The organism is Halorubrum aidingense JCM 13560, assembly GCF_000336995.1.
Lineage (GTDB): Archaea > Halobacteriota > Halobacteria > Halobacteriales > Haloferacaceae > Halorubrum > Halorubrum aidingense.
Genome location: NZ_AOJI01000024.1, coordinates 64,535 through 85,496 on the forward strand (window position 1 = coordinate 64,535; position 20,962 = coordinate 85,496).

The 20,962-nt window shown below is 68.2% G+C and carries 17 protein-coding genes, 2 tRNA genes and 1 pseudogene; 9 read left to right on the plus strand and 11 right to left on the minus strand.

Annotation, left to right across the window (positions count from 1 at the left end; all coding sequences use genetic code 11):
• Positions 1-25: 25 nt before the first annotated feature.
• Positions 26-298 (plus strand): hypothetical protein, encoded by a 273-nt coding sequence (locus C461_RS09340; protein ID WP_008000654.1) that lies wholly within the window; start codon positions 26-28, stop codon positions 296-298.
• On the opposite strand, the gene C461_RS09345 is transcribed toward C461_RS09340, so the two are convergent.
• The 3 genes from C461_RS09345 to C461_RS09355 all read right to left on the minus strand — a co-directional run bounded on the left by C461_RS09345 (position 282) and on the right by C461_RS09355 (position 3,745).
• Positions 282-827: a hypothetical protein gene (locus C461_RS09345; RefSeq protein WP_239639112.1), complete on the minus strand. Its 546-nt coding sequence runs from the start codon at positions 825-827 to the stop codon at positions 282-284. The genes C461_RS09340 and C461_RS09345 overlap by 17 nt on opposite strands.
• Before the next feature lie 164 nt (positions 828-991).
• Positions 992-2,374, minus strand: coding sequence for a glycosyltransferase family 2 protein (locus C461_RS15135; protein ID WP_152418377.1), 1,383 nt, complete (start codon positions 2,372-2,374; stop codon positions 992-994).
• 429 nt (positions 2,375-2,803) lie between these two features.
• Entirely contained in the window at positions 2,804-3,745 is a 942-nt protein-coding gene (locus C461_RS09355) for a DUF1616 domain-containing protein (protein ID WP_239639113.1), read from the minus strand.
• 170 nt (positions 3,746-3,915) lie between these two features.
• Here C461_RS09355 and C461_RS15140 point away from each other — a divergent pair.
• Positions 3,916-4,130: pseudogene (locus tag C461_RS15140) on the plus strand (IS5/IS1182 family transposase); the annotation flags it as partial.
• 280 nt (positions 4,131-4,410) lie between these two features.
• Here the strand turns inward: C461_RS15140 and C461_RS09360 are convergent.
• Together C461_RS09360 and C461_RS09365 are read right to left on the minus strand one after the other, a co-directional pair.
• Positions 4,411-4,485, minus strand: a tRNA-Glu gene (locus C461_RS09360).
• 151 nt (positions 4,486-4,636) lie between these two features.
• Positions 4,637-5,701: a M20/M25/M40 family metallo-hydrolase gene (locus C461_RS09365; RefSeq protein ID WP_008000660.1), complete on the minus strand. Its 1,065-nt coding sequence runs from the start codon at positions 5,699-5,701 to the stop codon at positions 4,637-4,639.
• A gap of 176 nt (positions 5,702-5,877) precedes the next feature.
• On the opposite strand from C461_RS09365, the gene C461_RS09370 reads away from it, so the two are divergent.
• Positions 5,878-6,198, plus strand: a complete 321-nt coding sequence (locus tag C461_RS09370; RefSeq protein WP_008000661.1) for a hypothetical protein — start codon at positions 5,878-5,880, stop codon at positions 6,196-6,198.
• 51 nt (positions 6,199-6,249) lie between these two features.
• Positions 6,250-7,314: a zinc-dependent metalloprotease gene (locus tag C461_RS09375; RefSeq protein ID WP_008000662.1), complete on the plus strand. Its 1,065-nt coding sequence runs from the start codon at positions 6,250-6,252 to the stop codon at positions 7,312-7,314.
• Positions 7,315-7,652: 338 nt separating this feature from the next.
• Here C461_RS09375 and C461_RS09380 read toward each other — a convergent pair whose 3' ends face one another.
• Entirely contained in the window at positions 7,653-8,147 is a 495-nt protein-coding gene (locus C461_RS09380) for a CBS domain-containing protein (RefSeq protein ID WP_008000663.1), read from the minus strand.
• A 135-nt stretch (positions 8,148-8,282) separates the two neighbouring features.
• Positions 8,283-8,436, minus strand: a tRNA-Met gene (locus C461_RS09385).
• Between the two features lie 283 nt (positions 8,437-8,719).
• Between C461_RS09385 and C461_RS09390 the strand changes: the two genes are divergently transcribed.
• Both C461_RS09390 and C461_RS09395 read left to right on the plus strand, forming a co-directional pair.
• Positions 8,720-10,090 carry a DUF7115 domain-containing protein gene (locus C461_RS09390; protein ID WP_008000664.1) on the plus strand — a complete coding sequence of 457 codons (1,371 nt, stop codon included), beginning with the start codon at positions 8,720-8,722 and terminating at the stop codon, positions 10,088-10,090.
• A gap of 76 nt (positions 10,091-10,166) precedes the next feature.
• Positions 10,167-11,387: a mechanosensitive ion channel family protein gene (locus C461_RS09395; RefSeq protein ID WP_008000665.1), complete on the plus strand. Its 1,221-nt coding sequence runs from the start codon at positions 10,167-10,169 to the stop codon at positions 11,385-11,387.
• A gap of 95 nt (positions 11,388-11,482) precedes the next feature.
• On the opposite strand, the gene C461_RS09400 is transcribed toward C461_RS09395, so the two are convergent.
• Both C461_RS09400 and mutS read right to left on the minus strand, forming a co-directional pair.
• Positions 11,483-13,327, minus strand: a complete 1,845-nt coding sequence (locus C461_RS09400) for a DNA mismatch repair endonuclease MutL (RefSeq protein WP_008000667.1) — start codon at positions 13,325-13,327, stop codon at positions 11,483-11,485.
• The gene (gene mutS / locus C461_RS09405; RefSeq protein ID WP_049906504.1) at positions 13,317-16,091 is read right to left on the minus strand and encodes a DNA mismatch repair protein MutS; all 2,775 of its coding nucleotides are present in this window, start codon (positions 16,089-16,091) and stop codon (positions 13,317-13,319) included. The genes C461_RS09400 and mutS overlap by 11 nt, the downstream gene beginning before the upstream one ends.
• Before the next feature lie 132 nt (positions 16,092-16,223).
• Between mutS and C461_RS09410 the strand changes: the two genes are divergently transcribed.
• Entirely contained in the window at positions 16,224-16,793 is a 570-nt protein-coding gene (locus C461_RS09410) for a J domain-containing protein (RefSeq protein ID WP_008000671.1), read from the plus strand.
• A 97-nt stretch (positions 16,794-16,890) separates the two neighbouring features.
• Here C461_RS09410 and mobA read toward each other — a convergent pair whose 3' ends face one another.
• A complete protein-coding gene (gene mobA / locus C461_RS09415) occupies positions 16,891-17,571 on the minus strand; it encodes a molybdenum cofactor guanylyltransferase (protein WP_008000679.1) in 681 nt (226 codons plus the stop codon).
• A 145-nt stretch (positions 17,572-17,716) separates the two neighbouring features.
• On the opposite strand from mobA, the gene pdxS reads away from it, so the two are divergent.
• Both pdxS and C461_RS09425 read left to right on the plus strand, forming a co-directional pair.
• Entirely contained in the window at positions 17,717-18,625 is a 909-nt protein-coding gene (gene pdxS, locus C461_RS09420; RefSeq protein ID WP_008000680.1) for a pyridoxal 5'-phosphate synthase lyase subunit PdxS, read from the plus strand.
• 119 nt (positions 18,626-18,744) lie between these two features.
• Positions 18,745-20,433, plus strand: coding sequence for a tryptophan--tRNA ligase (locus tag C461_RS09425; RefSeq protein ID WP_008000681.1), 1,689 nt, complete (start codon positions 18,745-18,747; stop codon positions 20,431-20,433).
• Positions 20,434-20,589: 156 nt separating this feature from the next.
• Here the strand turns inward: C461_RS09425 and C461_RS09430 are convergent, their stop codons facing one another.
• Positions 20,590-20,940 (minus strand): DUF5518 domain-containing protein, encoded by a 351-nt coding sequence (locus C461_RS09430; protein ID WP_008000682.1) that lies wholly within the window; start codon positions 20,938-20,940, stop codon positions 20,590-20,592.
• Positions 20,941-20,962 lie beyond the last annotated feature (22 nt).

The following is a 20,962-nucleotide window of genomic DNA, read 5'->3' on the forward strand; positions in this document are numbered from 1 at the left end:
ACCCTCCGGCCAAGTAATCCGCGTAATGACGACCGCCCGCCAGCGTCAGTTTCTGTTCGGGCAAATCGGCTGGACGCTCGGTGGCGTCGGTATTCTGGCGAGTGTGGAGTCACTGACGCTCGAATACGCGTTCATTGTCTCGTTCGTTGGGCTCGTGGTGATAACCGCGTTGACCACGCCGATTCACACGACTGTCGAGTGGCGGACACGTCTCCGATGGCCGCTGCTCGTTGGGACGGTCGTGTTCGTCGCACTGGTCGGTCTCCGGACGTTCGGGAAGTTTATTCGCTCGTTGTAAGGTTTGCAACGACGACCAAATTCCCGTCTTCGCGCGACGTCTCGACGGTGACCGGAACTCCGAGTCCGTGAGCGAGTCCGACGCCGATGACCGAGGCCACGGGGTGGTCGAACAGTTCCGTGGTTCCGATACGGCTCCCGGTGACGGTCACTGTTGCGCTCTCGTCGTCGGTCGTTGCCGTGGCGCGCGCGGCCAGCTCGAGGTCGTTGACCAACACGTCGACTAGCACTGAAAGCTGGGTGCCGATCGTTTCGGCCGTCGTAAGGCCGTCGTGGGCCCGCAGAAGTTGCTCGCCCGTGGGATCGAACTCGCGGTCTCCAGCGACGAGCGTGACGCCGCCAGAATCGGGGACGTATTCGTGATCGGTCGCTGGCCGCGGCTGCTGGACGTTGCGGGCCATCGTCGTGTAGATGTCGGTCGCGACGGCCGACGACACCGTGGTGCCGGTCATCACGAACGAGAGCAGGAACGCGACGAAGAGCGCGGTGCCGCCCCAGACGAACAGCAGCGTGTCGAACTGGGAGATCACCAGACCGCCGCCCACGAGTGCGAGGCCCAGAACACCGAACACTCGCGCGGGGTACCGAGGACCGAACCAGTCGTGAGGGCGTCCCCCTGCGACGATCCTACGGGGCATCGTTCGTCACCATGGATGCGACCGCTATCATGCTGCTGTCAAGTCGAGCCGGCCGTTTAGCTGTTGCCGTCCTTGCGCAGTCTGTTGATATTCGGATGCCGGTTCAACACGTGCATCATCACCGCCGCGATACACAGCAGCACCCCCCCGACCGCGAACAGGATAGGCGGGACCAGCCGGATCGAAACGCTCGTGCCGGTCTGAGCGGCGTGTACGAGAAACTGGATCGTCAGCGTGACGCCGAATAGGGTGATCAGACCGCCGGGGAGCCCGAGGATGAGTAGCGGTTTCCCGTACTCGATCGTCCAGAAGATGTTCCGGAGGAGATCGAGACCGTGAGACACCGACCCCTGTGAGCTGGCGTTCTCGACATCGTAGGAGATCGTCGTTTCGACCTCCGACACGCTCAGGCGGTTCCGGTGCGCGTGATGAAGGATATCCGTGCTCGCGCCCATGTTGTCCCCGATCAGCGGATCGGCCGCGAGCGATCGGACCGCGTACAGGCTATAGCTCCGGTAGCCGCTTTGCGTGTCCCGGATGAACCCGCTGGGGCGAAGCTTTCCGAGGCTGGCGTTCGTGAGGTGGTTGATGACCGCTAACCCCACCGACCGGACGAAGGGGATCTTCGTCTTCCGCTCACCGACGTAGCGGCTTCCGATGACGATATCGGTATCCTGGCGCGTCTGTGTCTCGACGAGCGTTGGAATGTCTCCCGGGTCGTGTTGGCCGTCGGCGTCAATGACGACCAAATGCGCCGCCCGTCGGTCGGCGGCCTCGCGGAAGAGCGTTTTGAGTGCACCCCCGTACCCCCGGTTTCGTTCGTGCACCACGACGATTGCGCCGGCATCGCGAGCGCGGTCGGCCGTGTCGTCACGACTCCCGTCGTCCACGACCATGACCTCATCGGCGTACGCGGCGGCGCGATCAACTACCTTCCCAATGCTGTCCGCGGCGTTGTACGCCGGGATGCCGACGACGATCGTTGGACTGTCAGTTGTTTGATCCCAGTGTTCGGGGATAGCAATGACCTCGTAATCGGCATTCTCAAACGCAACAGCCGTCCGATCGTAGTCGATGCGAGGACAATCACGTGTCTGTAAGATAATCCCCGACAAGCCTCGCTCTCTGGCCGTTCGAGATAACAACTGATGAAACTCGCCTTGGCTGGTCCGCCGTGAAGGCGGAGAGAGAACGACGGCACCGAGGTCTGCTAACGTGTCTAGCGTCTCGTCGTTTTTTAAATTGGAGACCACGAACACCGTATGACCGCGGTGTCGTGCTCGAATTGCAGTCCGTAACGCAGCATCCGTGTTACTATCGGTCAGTACGACACCGACTGCGACGTTCTGTAGCAAACGAGCCGCTGGCGGAGCGATCGTATCGGAGGCGTCCACGGCATCCGGCTCGTCGCGGACGACACGGTTGTTTGCATCAGTCATGATCCAGCATCCGTCCACGCAGTTCGGAGCGGACCGTCGAGCGAGACCATCGAACCGCGGCCAGAACGTAGTGTAGATGACCCCTCCGAGAAACCGAGAGGAGGTGTCACGTCACGACCTGTAACTCGAACTGTTACTGCGTTGGTCCTCACAATCTGTCTCCTGTAAAGCCACATGAGGTGACTTCTATGCGTATATGGGCTGCTTAGTAGATAAAAACTGAGGTCTTGGTAAGCTCATCTTAACGCTCCCCTATGCAGGGGACAACGCCAGCGTATCTGCTTCGTTTCAGAGAAGTCATGGGTTCTTGGAACGGAGAGCGGGAGCGTGGATCAACCGTCTTCCCACGGCTAACGCCAGGACGGCTCACAGAACTCAGGACGCAGAGAGGCTACCAGATTCGTCGATACGGTGAACGGGTACGGCGTTTTACGCTGGTCTTACAGTGAGCCAGACGTGGACTTGCCGGAGTGGAGACTCCGACCCGGTCCGGTAGAGGCGATATGTCATCCGAAGCTCTTCACCGGCCATCGACGGTTGGACAGTGTGGCGACGGATCGTCCTCTCACCGGGAGAGAGCTGAATGTCGATTCTACCGAGGCGACGTGACTCCCTGACAGTGACGTCGTCTCCGTCGACCGTCACGCGTTCGAGCCGTACCGTAACATAGCCATCGAACGACAACGTGCTTGTTCCGACGCCGACACCAGCGGTGATCGGATCGCCGACAGTTGCGTTCGAGGGGTAGGCCCCCGCCGTGAGTTCACCCGACTCGTTTTCGCCGAGAACATACAGTTCGATGACCGATCCGTCGCTGGTCGACTCCTCGGCGACGACACCGACCGCCCCAGCAGCAGCAATGACCATGAGAATCGTCAGGACGACGCTGACGGCGCTCTCATCGATCACGGCAGTGCGAACGGTTGAGCGGACGGCACCGAGGCCAATACCCGCTTGGTAGGCCGTATCGAGACTCCGACGTCGATACCACGCAACGGCTGTTGCCCCAACGGAGACGACTGACAGCCCTACGACAATAGCCGTCCGGTCAAATCCCCAGATCGTGAAATCAAGCATCACACCAACGACGGTGAGGGCAATCCCGCTCCCGGCAACGCTCGCACCGATACGCGCTACCCACGAGATCTCCGTTGCGGAGCCCGGTGCCAAGTCGCCTCTACGCGGGAACACCGCTGAAACGAGCGCGTACCCCGGAACGAGTAGCACAAAAGGAAGCCCGATGACGACGGCGAGACCTCGGATATCACCGAGCGGAGTGAACACGATACCGGCCAGCAGTATGACAGTCGCGACGACGGCAAAGAGGTCCGCGGCCAGCACTCGATTGTTCGGTACTCCAAGATCCGACATGCCGTGTGGTTCACCTGAGATCAATAAAAAGACGCGGGGTATTCGGCTGACCCAGACGGCTGAACGTCGGGCAGCCCGTGAGAGACGCTACAATGCGTTCATATTATTACTAATATATTACTCCGTTGAAATACTCAAAGAGTTACAGGTTCGCGGGGTAGTTTGACTGGATGCAAGCCCTCCCAAGATCGCGGTTACTCCGATGTATTGAGCAGGCATTTCACTTGCTCGTCGAACTGTCACCCACTACTCTTCGAAGTTCTCGAAACGACGGTACACACTTCATCAGCACATCGTTCTCCTGTGTCTCAGCGTTCGGAAGGATGCGACCTCTCGGACGCTCCTCGACGAACTCATCGAGATGTCCCGCAGTCGGAACGCGATGTTTCCAGAGTGTCGTATTTACAGCCTTGATTGACGTGCTTTTTAAGTAAATATTAGGTGAATCTTCTCTTACTTTTCCTACCAGAATTAAGGGGTCGGTTTCCCGGTCAGCGTCTTTCATTGCCTGCCCCTCCTGACGGTATCCCGAGTCATTGCCCCTCGATTTCGGCGATCGCAAGACGGCGTCGGGTTCAATACACCTTGTGAGTCGCATTGCCGTGAACATGGGTTTACCTCTGGTTAGTTCACGGCGAAAATCGGAAGAAGGCGTCGAGTTAGAATGCTCCGGCTGGGATTCGAACCCAGGTCATTGCCGTGAGAGGGCAATATGATTGGCCGGACTACACCACCAGAGCGCACGTCTGTTTGACGCATCTATCGGTACGAAAGGCGATTGTAAAACAGTTCCGTTTTGACCGCGCCGTGCCGTGGTTTACCGTGGATCGTCCCCGCCCGCTGCGGCGGTCGATGCCACCGACTGCGACCGTCGTCCCCGCCCGCCGCGACTCACACGTTGACGACGAACTCGTCCGGGTCGGCCGCGCCGGCGGCGATCGCGGCGAGCAGGTCGGCGACGGCGTCGAGGTCGTCCAGGTCGATGACTTCCACCGGCGTGTGCATGTACCGGTTCGGGATCGCGATGGTGAGCGACGGAACGCCGCCGCACGAGGTGAAGAAGGCGTCAGCGTCGGTGCCGGTCCGTGTGCCGGCGGCCTGCAACTGCACGTCGATATCGGCGTCGGTCGCCGCCGCTCGCGCACGGTCGACGAGCACTGGATGGTTCGCGCTGCCGCGGGTGACCACGGGGCCGTCGCCGAGCGTGACGGGCCCGCGGCGCTCGCGGTCGACGTCGGGGTTGTCGGTCGCGTGGGTGACGTCGACGGTGAGGAACGCGTCGACGTCGTCGAGGTCGACGCCGACCATCCGAGCGCCCTGCAGGCCGACCTCTTCTTGGACGGTCGAGACGGCGTAGACGGTGGCGTCGACGTCGGCGGCGACGGCGCGGCGGAACCCCTCGGCGGCCGCCCAGGTGCCGGCTCGGTTGTCGATCCCCCGGGCAGCGATCCGGCCGCCGACCAGCTCCTCGACGTCGGTCGTGAAGGTGACGGGGTCGCCGACCTCGACGTGATCGCGGGCCTCCGCGGCGTCAGTCGCGCCGATATCGACGAACTGCGCCGTGATCTCCTCGTACTCGTCTTCGGTCGGATCGCGGAGGTGGATCGCGGTCTGCCCGATGACGCCCTGAACCGGCTCGTCGGCGTGTATCGTCACGTGTTGGCCCTTCGAGACGCTGCGGTCGGACCCGCCGATCCGGGCGATCCGAAGGAACCCGTCGTCGAGCACGTCGCGGACGATGAACCCGATCTCGTCGGCGTGGCCCGTGAAGGCGATCGTCGGCGCATCGGGGTCGCCCTCGTGTACGGCGACGGCGTTGCCGTAGGCGTCGGTCGAAACGTCGTCGGCGAATTCGCGGACGTACGCGGCCCACACCCGCTGACCGGCGGTCTCGAAGCCGGACGGGCTGGCGGTTGCGAGCAGTTCGTCGAGGAACGCTCGCTGCGACTCGTTCATGTGCGAGCCTGTCGGGGAGCGAGTAAGAACTCGCCGATCCGAACCGAGAGCGGCGATCACAGGCTCGAACACGAAGCGGGACGATCACGGCCCCGAGACCTCGCTATGTCCCGTTTCGGCGCCCCGATGCAGCCACCCCCGACACGCATAAGCCGTCGGCGCGCAAATAGTGGTGTATGAGTGACACATCGTTCACGCTGCTCGAGATCACCCTCGGCGACGGCGACATCGATATCGGGCCGCTTGGGCTCGTCGTCGAACCGGGCGAGACGGCCGCGGCGGCGAGACCGGCGGACGGCGTCACGGGAGACAGCGTCGCGGACGACGGATCGAATGGTGACGGCTCGAACGTCGACGACGGCGGCTGCGGTTGCTCGGTGGCGACCGTCGGTTTGGCCCTGCTGGTCGCCGGGCTGGTTACCGCTCTCGGGTTCGCCGCGGCGAAGTTCCTCGGCCGTGACGAGGATGTTCCGTCCGGGATCGCCGGCGACGAGTGACCGGCCGCAGACCGACACAAGGGATTTGAGGGCGACTCCCGTCGAACCGATATGGACATTCTCCGAAGCCTCCGCGCGATCTCCGAGGCGTCCGGCCCCGGCGTCGTCGACTGGGAGCGGGCCGCGGCGGCTGCGAAGGCGAGCACCGACCCCGGTTCGCTCGCGCTCACGCCCACGGAGCGCGAGGGGTACGCGGCCGACGTGCGAGACGCGCGCGGCCGGCTCCGCGGCGTCGCCGGCATCGAGTTCGACGTGCCGGACGCGATCGAGGTGCAGAACCGCCACCACTGGATCGACGCGAGCGTCGACACCTTCCGGAACGTGATGGCGCCCGTCGAGGCGGCCGCGGCCGGCGGTGACGAAACCGCGGTCGGCAGCGACGAGAGCGTCCTCGGCGGGTCGATCGTGGAGCCGACCGGCGGAGCGTCGAATCCCGTGTTCACCGTCTCGCGGGACCTCTCGCGGGTCGCCAACACGGGATCGATGGCGTTCGCGCTCGGCTTTCTCGCCCGAAACGTGCTCGGGCAGTACGACCCGTTGCTGCTCGCCGACGAGCCCGACGCGGCCCACGGGCTCTACTTCGTCCACCCGAACATCGTCGCCGTCGCGGCCTCGCTCGATGTCGACTACCCGCGGTTCAGGCGGTGGATCGCCTTCCACGAGGTCACCCACGCGGCGGAGTTCGGCGCGGCGCCGTGGCTCCCCGAGTACCTCGAATCGCGAGTCGAGCGCGGCGTCGACGGGCTGACGAGCGGACGGCTGACGGTCGCCGACCTGGACCGCGAGTCGTTCGCGGAGCTACAGGCGGCGATGACGGCGGTCGAGGGCTACGCGGAGGTGCTGATGGACCGCGCGTTCGACGACGAGTACGACGACCTGCGCCGCAAACTCGACGAGCGGCGCGGCGGCGGCGGTCCGGTTCGACGGCTCGCGAGCCGGCTGCTCGGTCTCGGCTTAAAACGGCAGCAGTACGAGCGCGGCGCCGCCTTCTTCCGACACGTCGCCGACGCTCGCGGCATCGAGGCCGCCGGGGTCGTCTGGGAGCGCCCCGAGAACCTTCCGACGAGCGCGGAGATAGAGGACCCGGACGCGTGGCTGGTGCGGGTCGATCCCTGAGCGAAGCGGCGGGCGACTGACGAGGCCGGGGAGGTGTGAGGGACGATTGCGATGCGGAGCAGCGGGGCCTGTGGAGGCGTCCCCCGGCGATCCGCTGGCAACTCCTTATAAATACGCGGAGGGCGCGAAGCCCTGCTGGCAGCCGGCGTCGGAGCTGTCGACGACTGGTAATCTGTGAGAGCGCGGGGTGTCACCGACGGCAACGCCATTCTCCACTTATAAATAATCGGTCGGTCGGTTCGATTCGCGCACCGCTGCGATCGGTTCTCCACGCCGGACGGAATCGGCGTCGAATCACGACGGAATCGGCGTCGAATCGGTCGTGACCCGCCCGCACCTTACGCCAGTCGCTTGTCCCGGAACGCTCGGATCACGTCTTGCCGGGCGATGATGCCGACGAGCCGCTCGTCGTCGTCGACGACCGGAACCCGGTTGATGTCCGGGTCGTCACCGGTGAGCAGATCGAGCACCACCTCCACGTCCGTGTCGGGCGTGACCGTCGCGACGTCGGTGCTCATCACGTCGGAGATGGGGCGGTCCGCGTTGCGGACCATGTCCACGCCCAGATCGAGGTCGGCCCACGGCGGCTTCACCTGATAGGTGAGCGTGTCGACGAACGGCGGGAGCCCGATCGGAATCCACAGCGTCTCGTCGTCCGGTTCGAACAGGTCGACGAGGTCAGACTCGGTGACGACGCCCACCACGCGGTCGTCATCGTCGACGACGGGGAACCCGCTGAAGTCGTAGCGGGCGAATCGCTTGAACACGTCCGCGACGTCGTCGTCCCGGGCGACCGTCTTCACGTCGGTCACCATCAGGTCACGCGCTTGCATACAGTCATCGTCGCATCGGGAGTCCGTAGGCGTTTCGACTGAAGCCTCGCACCTCTCGGCTGGGGCGTCGCGTTCGGGGAACCCGCCGCGACTCGCGGCGGGACATCGACGCCTCTCGGGATGTGAATTATAGAGTGGCCGGGGTGGGCTCCGAACCCACGATCTCCGCATGTCCCAGGTCCGAGGCTCGGCGGAGCCACGGGAAGGACGCGGACGCTTCCAAGGCGTCACCGCACCGAATCTCCGAACCCTATGAGTGCGGCGCTATGTCCAGCTAAGCCACCCGGCCTCACCTTTCCGTACCGCGATGAAACTCTTTAAGCTTCCCATCCGTCGGAGGATTGTGAGTCGGTGACAGGGAACGGGCGGCGACCGGTCGGCAGCCGGCAAGCGGCCGATCGGCGGCCGATCGGCGGTTGGTGATCGCGGAACTCCGCGTTCGCATTCGTGGTGCCGCGGCCGCTGTGCCGCGCCTGCGAGGCGGCGTCCGTGACGCCACGATCACGCGACCGCAACCGCACGGCTCCGGCGGACCCCGCGGATTTATCACCGGCGGGGCGGATAGCCGCGATATGAGCCTTCCCGAACTGCTCGCGGAGACCGTCGGCGACGAGAACGTCGTCGCGACGGTCCCGCTCGGGGGTGACGACCGCCTGGCGGTCACGCCGACGCGAACCCTCGTCTACCGCGGCGACGGGCTGTTGTCCGACGAGTCGGTCGCCACGTACTCCCACGACGTCGAGCACATCGCGCTCTCGACCGGCCGCCGTAAGGCGAAACTCACCCTCGGCTACGGCCTCGACGGCGACGAAACCATCACCGTGCCCGTCAAGCGCGCCGACGAGGTCCTCCACCCGATCCTCGCCGGCGTCCTCTCGGCGCGAAGCGTCACCGACCCGGGCGAGTCGGTCGTCCGCACGTTCCGATTTTCGGACCTCACCCTCGTCGTCACCAGCGATCGTCTCGTCAAACACGTCGGGTCGGCGGTCTGGGACGAAGAGTTCGAGGAGTTCCCCTACGCCGACCTCACGAATCTCGACTTCGAGGAGGGAACCGTCGCGACCGCCGTCGTGCTCGCGCACGGCGGGCGCTCGGAGCGCTTCAAAGCCCCCAACGAATCGGCCCGCGCGGTCCGGGAGACCCTCGTCGACGCCGTGTGCGCGTTCCACGATGTCGACAGCCTCGAGGAGTTCCGGGTGACGGTCGCGGCCGACGAAGACGGGGGCGGCGACGCCGACGCGACGGCGAACACCGGCAGCACCACCGACTTCGGCGAGGGACCCGATCCGCTATCGGCCTCGCCCGTGGCCGACGCGGAGGCCGAAGCGGAGGCCAACGCAGAGGCCAACGGAGAGGCTAGCGCAGAGGCCGACACGGCGGCGGAGCCGGAGCACGAACCGGCCTCGACCGCCGCGGTGGGGTCCGAGTCCCAAGCCGTGAGTGATGTCGACCGCGGGGACGCCGGACCCGAAGGTGCCGATCCCGCCGACCGCGACGGTTCGGACCCGCTCTCGGCCGGCGTCGGGGATGCTGCGCCACCGACATCGGGGGATTCGACCGCGGCCGTCACGGACAACGCCGGACCCGAAGGCGCCGCGTCGACGGGGTCGACGGGGTCGACAGCCTCGGACGCGTCGGACGCCGATCTCATCCGCGGAACCGACGAGAGCGTGTCTGAGACGTCCGCTGTCGACACCGGTGCCGACCGTCTCAGCGACGCCGACCGCCTCAGCGACGCCGACCGCCCGGACGATGAATCGTCGGCGCCGACGAACGCCGACGCGTTCGACGGCTCGCCCTTCGAGAGCGCCGGCGTCGAGGGCGAGGACCTCGCGACGGAGGTCGCCGCGCTCCGCAGCACGGTCGAAGCCCAGTCCGAGCGGCTCGACCGGCAGTCAGTGCTCATCGAGCAGCTGATCGAAGAGCTCCGACGCGGGCGGTGAGCGGATCAGGTCCGCCATTCTCCAAAACGATAGTCAGGACGGACGTTTTATCACCGCGACGCCGAACGTTCGGAGCGTGATCGCGCAACTCGGAACGCAGTTCGACGCGCTCTTGAGCGGCGTCACGACGACCGAGGCGCGTCTCGTCGCGACACTCGGTATCCTCCTCGCGACGGCCGCGATCGGCTGGCTCCTGCTTCCTCGCACCGTTCGCGCCGGCGAGCGCGTCGCGTCGCGCTGGCTGGAGCGGTTCCTCGACGGCCGCGGCGAACACTCAATCGCGACGCTCCGGGAGGCCGTCCCCCTCTCGTTCGGACTGCGACTGATCGTCGGCATCCTTCAACTGGCGCTGTTCTCGCTCGCCACCGCCGCGATCCTCTCGCTGTGGGGGCAGTTCGCCCTCGTCGTCGCGGCGTTGCCCGTCGCGGAGAACGCGCTGACGGTCGGCGCGCGGGTCGTACTCTCCGGGTTCCTTTTAGCGGGCGCCTACATCGCGAGCGATCTGCTGGAGGCGTACGTCTCGGCGCTGTCGGACGACAGCGACCGCATCACGGCCCATCAAGAGCAACTGCTCACCCGGATCATGCAGGTCGGGCTGCTCGCCGTCGCCGGGCTCACCGTCCTCGGCATCTGGGGCGTAAACCTCGGTGGGCTCCTCGTCGGCGCCGGATTCCTCGGAATCGTCCTCGGGATGGCCGCTAGACAAACGCTCGGGTCGCTCATCGCCGGCTTCGTGTTGATGTTCGCGCGCCCCTTCGAGATCGGCGACTGGGTCGAGATCGGCGACGAGGAGGGGTTCGTCACCGAGATCACCATCATGAACACGCACATGCGGAACTTCGACGGCGAGTACGTCGTGGTGCCGAACGACCTCGTCACTAATCAGGCGATCACCAACCGGAGCCGGGAGGGGCGGCTCCGCATTCACATGGAGGTCGGCATCGGCTACGACGACGACCCGACCCGCGCCAGCGAGATCGCCGAAGACGTGCTGACGGGGATCGACACCGTCGCGAACAACCCGAAACCGTACGTCATCCCCTCCGCGTTCGGCGACTCCGCGATCCTCCTCGATCTCCGCTTTTGGATCGACCCGCCGACGCCGCAGGCGCGCTGGCGGTCGAAAGCGACCGCCGTCGAGGAGATCCAGCGCCGGTTCGCGGACGCCGGCATCTCCATCCCATACCCGCAGCGGACGGTGACGCACCCGCCCGAGACGGCCGCCGACGACGAGACGGTCGAGCGCGTCGAGCGCCTCGATACTCCTCCCGGAAGCCGGCCGAGTGGCGGCGACTGACGTCGGCTGACGCCGGTTGACGCCGATTGCCGCCAATTGACGCGGAGCGGTTCACCGCTCATCCGACTCGTCGCTCGTCCGGTTCCCCGTGGAGTTCACTGATCCCGTTCGAACCCCGCCGCGAACGTCGCCTCGTCGACCGAGAGCACCGTCGGTCGACCGTGCGGACACGCGTACGGTCGCTCGCACTCGCCCAGCCGATCGAGCAGCGAGCGGTGCGCGTCGCGGTCGAGGTCACCGAGGTCACCGCGCTTCACCGAGGGGTGACACGCCAGGTCGGCGAGCAGCGCTTCGCGCGCGTCTCGCGGCGACTCCCCGGTCGACAGCGTCGCGAGCGCGTCGCGGAACGCCCCGGCGTCGGCCGCGCGTCCGAAGGGCGCCGGCACGGTCCGGAGCCGCACCGTCCCACCGCCGAACGGCTCCGTCTCGAACCCGAGCGCGGCGAGATCGGCGGCGTGCGCCTCCGCCGCGGCCGCCTCGGGCGCCGATAGCGACACCGTCGCCGGCGGGTCGAGGGCGGCGGTCGGAACCGGGTCGCCGTCGAACGCCCGGGCGAGCCGCTCGTAGTTCACCCGCTCGTGGGCGGCGTGACCGTCGATCACGAGCAGTTCGTCGCCCGCCTCGACGAGGAGATAGAGGTCGCGGAACACGCCGATCGGTTCCGCGTCCGCGAAGGTCGCAGAGCGGCGCCCGTCCGCCTCCCCGACCGGGTCGAGCGCCGACTCGAGGTCGGTGTCGACGGACGCCTTCCGGCGCAGGTCGGCGCCGGTGAGCGCGTCGCCGACGGCGGCCTCGACGGCCGCGGCCACCGCCTCGCGGTCGCGGAGGCCGACCTCGCGTTTCGCCGGGTGGACGTTCGGGTCCACTCGTTCCGGCGGGACCGAGACGGCGACCGCGGCGACCGGCTCTCGGCCGTCGGGGAGCAGCCGCCCGTACCCGGCCCGGACCGCGGCCGCGAGCCGATCGTTCCGGACCGGCCGCCCGTTCACCGCGATCCGAACGTGATCGCGCGAGGCGCGAGTGATCGAGGGGTACGCGAGGGCGCCGGAGACGGACACCGACACCGCCTCGCCGACGTCGGTCGCGTCGGGAGCCGTCTCCTCGGGAGCCGTCTCGTCGGAAGCCGTCTCGCCGGAAGCCGTCCCGCCGTCGACGCTCGCGTCCAAGACCGTTGATCGGCTCGCAGTCTCCCGATCGTACACGCCCAGCAGGGCGTCCGTGACGCCGGTTCCGGACGTCGAGAGCGTCGTCGATCCGTCGTGATCGAGCGTGAACGCGACCTCGGGGGCCGCGAGCGCGTAGTCGGCGACGACTCGCGAAAGCCGCGCGAACTCGGCGGCGGCGCCCGCGAGCGACTCGCGCCGGGCCGGGCGGGTCGCGAAGAGGTCCTCGACGGTCACCGTGGTGCCGCGGGCGCGCCCGGCGTCGGCGACGGTCGGATCACCGCTGTCACTGTCGCCGACGTCGCCGACGTCTCCGTCGCCACCGTCACCGCGGTCGTCGCGGTCGCCGGGGACGAGCGCGCGTCCGGTGGTCGCCGTCCCGTCCACGACGACCCGCGTGCCGACCGGTCCGCCGTCGCTCGTGACGAGTTCGAGGCGCGCGGCGTCGGCGATCGCGGCCAGCGCCTCCCCGCGGAAGCCGAGCGACTCGACCCCGACCGGGTCGCCGTCGGGAGCGAGTTTGCTCGTCGCGTGGCGCTCGACCGCGCGACGGGCGTCGGTTCGGCTCATCCCGCGGCCGTCGTCGGCGACGCGGATCCGGTCGGTCCCGTCACCCTCGACCGCGATCTCGACGCGGGACGCCCCGGCGTCGAGCGCGTTGTCGATCAGTTCCGCGACGACCCGCGCCGGTCGGGTGACCACCTCGCCGGCGGCGATCCGATCGACGGTGGCGGGGTCGAGTCGGCGAACCCGGGCGGCCGCTTCGTCACTCTCCATCGTCGATCCTCGACTGGAGGTCGTGCAGGGCGTTCAGCGCCTCGATCGGCGTCGTCTGCGCGAGGTCGATGTCGCGGAGTTCGGCCGCGAGGTCGGGTGCGAGGCCGGGCGTCCCGTCGTCGGCCCGGGTGTCGGAGTCCCGGGTGTCGGCAGTGGGGGTAGCGTCGTCGGGAGCGGTGTCGGCGGCACCTCGTGCGGCCTCGTCGTCACCGGTCGCGCCGGACTCGTCGGCCACAATCCCGCCTGCGGGATCGGCGTCTCTCCCTACGGGATCGTCGTCCTCCGTAACTAGCGACCGCGATCGCTCGACGACGGGCGCCGGAACCCCGGCGAGTTCGGCGACCTCGACGCCGTACGACGAGGAGGAGGCGCCGGGGACGATCCGGTGGAGGAAGGTCACGTCGCCGTCCTCGCGGGTGGCGGTGAAATGGAGGTTGAAGACGCGCTCGCGCTCGGCCGCGAGGTCGGTGAGCTCGTGGTAGTGAGTGGCGAAGAGGGTCGTCGCGCCCAGATCGTCGTGGATGAACTCGGCGGCGGCGCGGGCGATGGCGCGCCCGTCGGTCGTGGCGGTGCCGCGCCCGACTTCGTCGAGGAGCACGAGCGAGTCGGAGCCCGCGTCGTGGAGGATCTCCGTCAGCTCGCTCATCTCGCGCATGAACGTCGACTGCCCGCCGGCGATGTCGTCGGAGGCCCCGACGCGGGTGAACAGCCGGTCGAAGACGGGGAGAGTGGCGGCCTGCGCGGGGACGAACGAGCCGGTCTGCGCGAGCACGACCGCGAGCGCGACCGACCGCATATACGTCGACTTCCCGCTCATGTTCGGCCCCGTGATCACCGCGATCGAGCCGCGGGGGAGGGACGCGTCGTTGGGAACGAACGACCCCGACCCGCGCTCGACGACCGGGTGGCGACCCCCCTCGATCTCGACGCCGGCATCCGCGTCGTCGACGATCTCCGGGCGGACGTAGTCGCCGCCGACGGCGACGGCCGCGAACGAACAGAGGGCGTCGAGCTCGGCGAGCGCCTCCGCGAGTCCCTGGATCCGTTCGGTCTCGGCGGCCACGCGCTCGCGGACGTCGACGAACCGCTCGTACTCCATGGCGTCGGCGCGCTCGGCGGCGGCGACGATCTCCTCCTCGCGCTCTTTCAGCTCGGGGGTGACGTACCGCTCGCTGTTCTTGAGTGTCTGTCGCCGGCGGTAGTCGTCCGGGACCCGGTCCGCGTTGGCGTCGGTCACTTCGATGTAGTAGCCGTGGACCTGATTGTGACCCACCGACAGCGAGTCGATCCCGGTGCGCTCGCGCTCGGTCGCCTCTAGGTCGGCGACCCACTCGCGACCCTCGCGCTCGGTCGCACGAAGGGCATCGAGGTCGTCGTCGAACCCGTCCCGGATCACGCCGCCCTCGGTGATCTCGGGCGGAGGGGTGACGGCGATGGCCTCGTCGATCAGCTCGCGGACGGCGACGAGCTCGTCGAGGCGGTCCCGGAGGTCGCGGAGGTGATCGGTGCGGGGGCGGTCAGCGTCGTCGGCCTCGGAGGCGGTGTCTTCTTCACCCGCCAGCGTCGCCTTCAGCTCCGGAACGACCGCGAGCGTCGCATGCAGCGACCGGAGGTCGCGGGCGTCGGCGCGGCCGCGGGAGATCCGCCCGACGAGGCGTTCGAGGTCGTAGGCGGTCGACAGCGCCTCGGCGACGCCCTCGCGGACGAGGCTTCGGTCGGCCAGCTCGCCGACCGCGTCGTGACGGCTCCGGATCGCCTCGACGTCGACGAGGGGGCGCCGGAGCCACCGCTCCAGACGGCGCCGACCGAGCGCGCAGTTCGTCTCGTCGAGGGCGTCGAACAGGGTGTCGCTCGCGCCGAGCCCGCGGTTCTCGAACAGCTCCAGGCTGCGCTGGGCGGCCGCGTCGAGCCGGAGCCGGTCGCGGGGGTCGTACCGCCGGATCCGGGTGACGTACGAGAGCGGTCCGTCGTCGCCTTGAGTGTACTCCGCGTACGCGAGCACGGCGCCGGCCGCCCGAAGCTCGGCGTCGGCGTCGAACCGTCGCTCCGGGGCGGAGAGGTACGCCGAGAGCCGTTCGGTCGCCGCGCACCGATCGAAGACGTCCGCGTCGTACTCGTGAGTGGTCCAGCCGCGCTCGGCGTCCGCGGGCGCGAAGTCGGGGGCGGCGGGTCCGGTGATCAGCTCCGCGGGGGCGACGCGGTCGAGCTCCTCGGCGATCGCGTCGCGGTCGCCGGCGGTGACGAGACACTCGCCCGTGGACACGTCGACGGCGGCGAGACCGACGGAGCCGTCGGGGTCCGCTTCCTCCTCACCGGCCGCCACCGCCGCGACGTAGTTCGTCGTGCCGGCCTCCAGTAAGTCGTCCTCGACGACGGTTCCGGGCGTGATCACCTCGGTGACCGCCCGGTCGACGAGCCCCGAGGCCTGGTCGGCGTCTTCGACCTGGTCGGCGAGCGCGACGCGGTAGCCGGCGTCGAGCAGCGAGTCGAGGTACGGCGCGGCGTTGTCGATGGGGACGCCCGCCATCGGGTAGTCGCCGGTCGAGTCGGAGCGCTCCGTCAGCGTCACTTCACAGACCCGGGAGACGGCCGTGGCCGCCTCGCAGAACGCCTCGTAGAAGTCGCCGACCTGAAACAGTACGAGCGCGTCCTCGTGGGGCGCGCACAGGTCCGCGTACTGAGAGAGCATCGGCGTCAGCTCCTCGCGGGCGGCGGCGATCCCGGGCGGCAGCCCCGTCACCGTCTCTCGGTCCGCCGTTGGCATACCACGGATCCGGTCGCCCGCGGGCATAAACCGTGCGGAGGCGGTCGGGACCTCCGAGACGGCCACCGCGGAGACCGATCGCTCGACAGCCATCGGCGAGACGCTTACAACGCTGGCGCCCCGATCACGGTCGTGACGAATCGAGCGATCATCGTCGGCTTGGCCGCGACGTTCATCGGACTGACGGCGTTGCTCGCCGTCGCCGGAGTCGTCGTCTCTCCGGTGCTTCTGATCCTCGCCGTCCCCTTCGGCGTCGTCGCGTACTTCCTCTGGTACCACGCCAGCGGTCGACTCCGCGATCGGGTTCGGCGGGAGGCCGCGCGGGCCGGGCCGGCAGAACACCGACGAGCGAGGCAACGCGCCCGGGCGGCGGAGCACCGGCGAAGCGCGCACCGGTCGGCCGGCGCCGGCGGCGGCGCCACGGACGGCGGGTTCGGAGCGAGCGGGGCCGCGGGCGGCTTCGGCGGTCGTGACCCGCGTGGTTCCCGTGACCCGCGTGACCCCCGCGACCGCGCCCCCTCGACGAGCGGGATGACCGAGCGGGAGGCGTACGAGACGCTCGGGCTGGATCGAACCGCCGGACAGGACGCGATTCGATCGACCTACCGGGAGCAGGCGAAGCGGCTCCACCCGGACGGCGAAGACGGCGACGAAGCGGCGTTCAAAGAGCTCACCGAGGCGTACGACCTGCTCAAACGGTAAGGCGTTCCGGGGTCTCATGAGGCGGATCGAACTCCGATCAGGCCCCGCGAACTCGGATCGGACCCCGCGAACTCGGATCGGACCCCGCGAACTCGGATCAGTCCTTCCGGAGGGCGTCGGCGACGACCGACGCCGCGTCGGCCAGTTCCTCGCGGGTGTTGACGTTCGTGAACGTACGCGGCGTCGTGCGCTCTCGGATCGACGCGTCGCCGCCGACGACTCGATCGAGTTCGTCGAGCGGCGCCAGTATCTTTCGGTCGCCGCGAGCCAGCGCGCGGTCGCAAGCGGCCGCCATCGCGTCGGCGCGGTACACCGCCTGCGTCGTCTGGAACCATCGGTCGTCGAGCCGCGGAACCGCGGCGTCGTGCCCCGCGGCGTCCTCCACGAGCGTCGCGAGGAACGACGGGTCCGCGAACGGCATGTCGCAGGCGACGACCGCGACGTAGTCGCCGGGGGCCGCCCGGCAGACGTTCCGGATGCCCGCCACGGGGCCGCGGTCCGGTTCGGCGTCGAGCGCCCACCGGACGGGCAGCGACAGGCCGTCGAGCGCGGTTTCGATCGCGTCCCGCTGGTCGGGCCGACAGCTGATCACGAGGTCGTCGACGATCGGGTCGCCGCCGGACGCGCGCGCCGCGCCCGGGGGAACGGGGTCGTCGGCGCCGGCGAACCGGTTCGCGACGCGCCGGATCATCGGGACGCCCGCAAGGTCGACGACGGACTTGTCGGCGTCGCCGAAGCGCGTCGAGCGGCCGCCGGCGAGGATGGCTCCGCTGGTCATGGGTAGTCCGTCGTTAGCGAGGGGCTTTTCCATTGCGGTGAGCGGGGGCAGAGTCCGCGGAACCGCGCCGTTCTCAGACGCCACGCAACGGCCGATAATCGGACGAAAGCCACCCGTTAAGTGGGCGGCGCCCTACCGATCGAACATGGCAGAGGCCACGGATCTAGAGGAGCTGAAGCGGGGGACCGAACTGGTCAAGCGCGGCTTCGCGCAGATGCAGAAAGGGGGCGTCATCATGGACGTCGTCACCCGCGAACAGGCCCGGATCGCCGAGGACGCCGGCGCGGTCGCGGTGATGGCGCTGGAGGCCGTCCCGGCCGACATCCGCAAGCGCGGCGGCGTCGCGCGGATGCCCGACCCCGGCAACGTCACCGAGATCATCGACGAGGTCTCGATCCCGGTGATGGGCAAGTCCCGGATCGGCCACCGCAAGGAGGCCGAGATCCTGGAGTCGCTCGGCGTCGACATGATCGACGAGTCGGAGGTGCTCACGCCCGCCGACGACGAGTATCACACCGACAAGCGCGACTTCGCGTCTCCGTTCGTCTGCGGCGCCCGCGACCTCCCCGAAGCGCTCCGGCGCATCCGCGAGGGCGCGGCCATGATCCGGACGAAGGGCGAGGCCGGCACCGGCGACGTCAATCAGGCGGTCAAACACCAGCGCACCATCAAAACCCAGATCCGGACGCTCACCGGCCTGAACCACGAGGAGCGCGAGAAGTGGGCCCGCGAGCACGGCGCCCCCCGCGACCTCGTCCACGAGACCGCGGACGCCGGGCGGCTCCCGGTCGTCAACTTCGCGGCCGGCGGGATCGCGACGCCCGCGGACGCCGCGCTCATGATGTACCACGGCTGTGACGGGATCTTCGTCGGATCCGGGATCTTCGGCGCGGAGGACCCCGTCCAGATGGGCGAGGCGATCGTCGAGGCCGTCAACAACTGGGACGACCCCGACGCGCTGGCCGAGATCGCCTCCGGGATCGGCAAGGGAATGAAGGGGCAGTCGAACGCCGACATCCCCGAGGAAGAGCGGCTGCAGGGCCGCGGCGTTTAAATAGGAACTCGCCCGCTGCGGCGCCCGGAGCGTCTCTGGCGTCCGGGGTGACCCCGGCGTCGTGTCAACGGCTCCCCCGCAAGCGAACGGTTTTTGCGTCGACCGACGGGAGAGGACGTATGAACGAGGACACCCCCGACGAGACGGCGCAGGGTGCGGCGGCTCCCGAGGCGGCGACTGCCGGGGATCGAGGCGCGCCCCGCGCCGACGGCGGGACCGAGCCGGCCGACGGACCGACCGAGGACGTCGCGCTCGACCCGTGGGGGTCGGCGTCGGTCGGCGATTACGCGGACCTCTTCGAGGAGTTCGGCATCGAGGCGTTCGACGACGTCGCCGACGACGTGATCGACCCGCACTACCTGATGCGCCGCGGCGTCATCTTCGGGCACCGCGAGTACGACGCGGTCGTCGAGGCGATGGCGAACGACGAGCCGTTCGCGGCGCTCTCCGGGTTCATGCCCACCGGCGACCCGCATATCGGCCACAAGCTCGTCTTCGACGAGCTGATCTGGCACCAAGAGCAGGGCGGCGACGCCTTCGGGCTGATCGCCGACCTCGAAGCCCACTCCGCCCGGGGGATGTCGTGGAGCGAGATCGACGAGCACGCCCGCAACTACCTCCTCTCGCTGCTCGCGCTCGGGTTCGACGCCGAGGACGGCGAACTGTACCGCCAGTCCGACAACCGCGAGGTCCAGGACCTGGGATTCGAACTCGGCTCGAAGGCGAACTTCTCGGAGTTCGAGGCGATCTACGGCTTCGACGGCGAGACCAACATCTCGCACATGCAGAGCGTGATCACCCAGACCGCGGACATCCTCTACCCGCAGCTCGTCGACGAGCCGAAACCAACCGTGATCCCGGTCGGGCCGGACCAGGACCCGCACGTCCGGCTGACCCGCGACCTGGCGACCCGCGTGCGCTACTTCAAGGTGACCGAGGCGTTCGCCTCCTTCGAGCTGAACGACGACGAGCGCCGGCTCGTGCGGGCCGCCTACGACGCGCTCGCGGCCGGCGACGGAGGTGCCGAGGACACCGAGAGCGACGAGAACGCCGAGAGCGACGTGCGCTGTGGGGACGCCGCCGACTGGCTCGCCGACTACGAGCCGCCCGAAACCGACTCGGCGGCCACTGACCTCGTCGCCGCCAAGTCGACCGCCCTCGACAAGCTCCGATCGGGGGGCAAGGAGCCGCTCCGCCCCCGGGTCCGCTTCTTCGACCGCAACGCCACCGAGGCGGCGTTCGAGGCGCTTATCGAGGCGGTCGACGGCGAGAAACGCGTCTTCGAGGGCCACGTCGACGCGTTCGACCTCACCCGTGAGGAGGCCGAGGCGCTGGCGCGCGACGTCGAGATCGACCACGACGGGTTCGGCTTCCGCCAGCCCTCCTCTATCTACCACCGCTTTATGACCGGGCTCACCGGCGGCAAGATGTCCTCGTCGGTCCCGGCAAGCCACATCTCGCTTTTGGACGACCCCGAAGACGGGTACGACAAGGTGCGGTCGGCGACGACCGGCGGCCGCGACACCGCCGCCGAGCAGCGCGAACTGGGCGGCGAGGCCGACGAGTGCCCCGTCTACGAGCTGTACGCCTACCTGCTCGCGGGCGACGACGACGAGCTCACGAAGACCGTCTACTCCGAGTGCGTGAACGGTGAGCGCCTCTGTGGCGGCTGTAAGGAGCAGGCCGCGGACCTCATGCGCGAGTTCCTCGAAGACCACCAGGAGAAGCGCGCGGAGGCCGAAGAACTGCTCGACGACCTCGACATCGATCTGGACTCCGACCGCCGCGGCACCGGCGGCGAGCACTGAGGCCGACCGACGACCGCCGCTCGCGACGTCCTATTTATAAGCACCCGTGCGGCGGCGTCCGCGGCGGATCGACCGTTTATAAAAGTGTCCGCGACTGCGCCCGGAAGCGTTCGCGACGAGAACGACTCACGGGCTGCCCTCCGGCTCGTCGCGCGACTACAGCTCTCGTTTCACGTAGCTCCCGATGACCCCGCCGATCGCGCTGAGTGCCATCGTGTAGGCGAACACGAGCGCGATGATCCCGAGGATAAACAGGGCGCTCCCGAGCACGACGCCAGCGTCCGGAGCGACCGGGACGACGAACAGGATCAACAGCAGGATTCCGAACACGGGGATCGAAGCTATCGCGCCCGATATCGCGCCGACACGGAGGCCGTCGTTCGTCTCGCCGCCCTCGAGGTACCCCGCCACTGCGCCGCCGAGCACGGGTCCGATGCCAGTAAATGAGAGTACGAACGTCGCGACCGCGCCGATGAGCGCGTTGAGGAGCGTGTTGCTGGTGTTCACAGGTGTCTCGTCGACGGCGGGA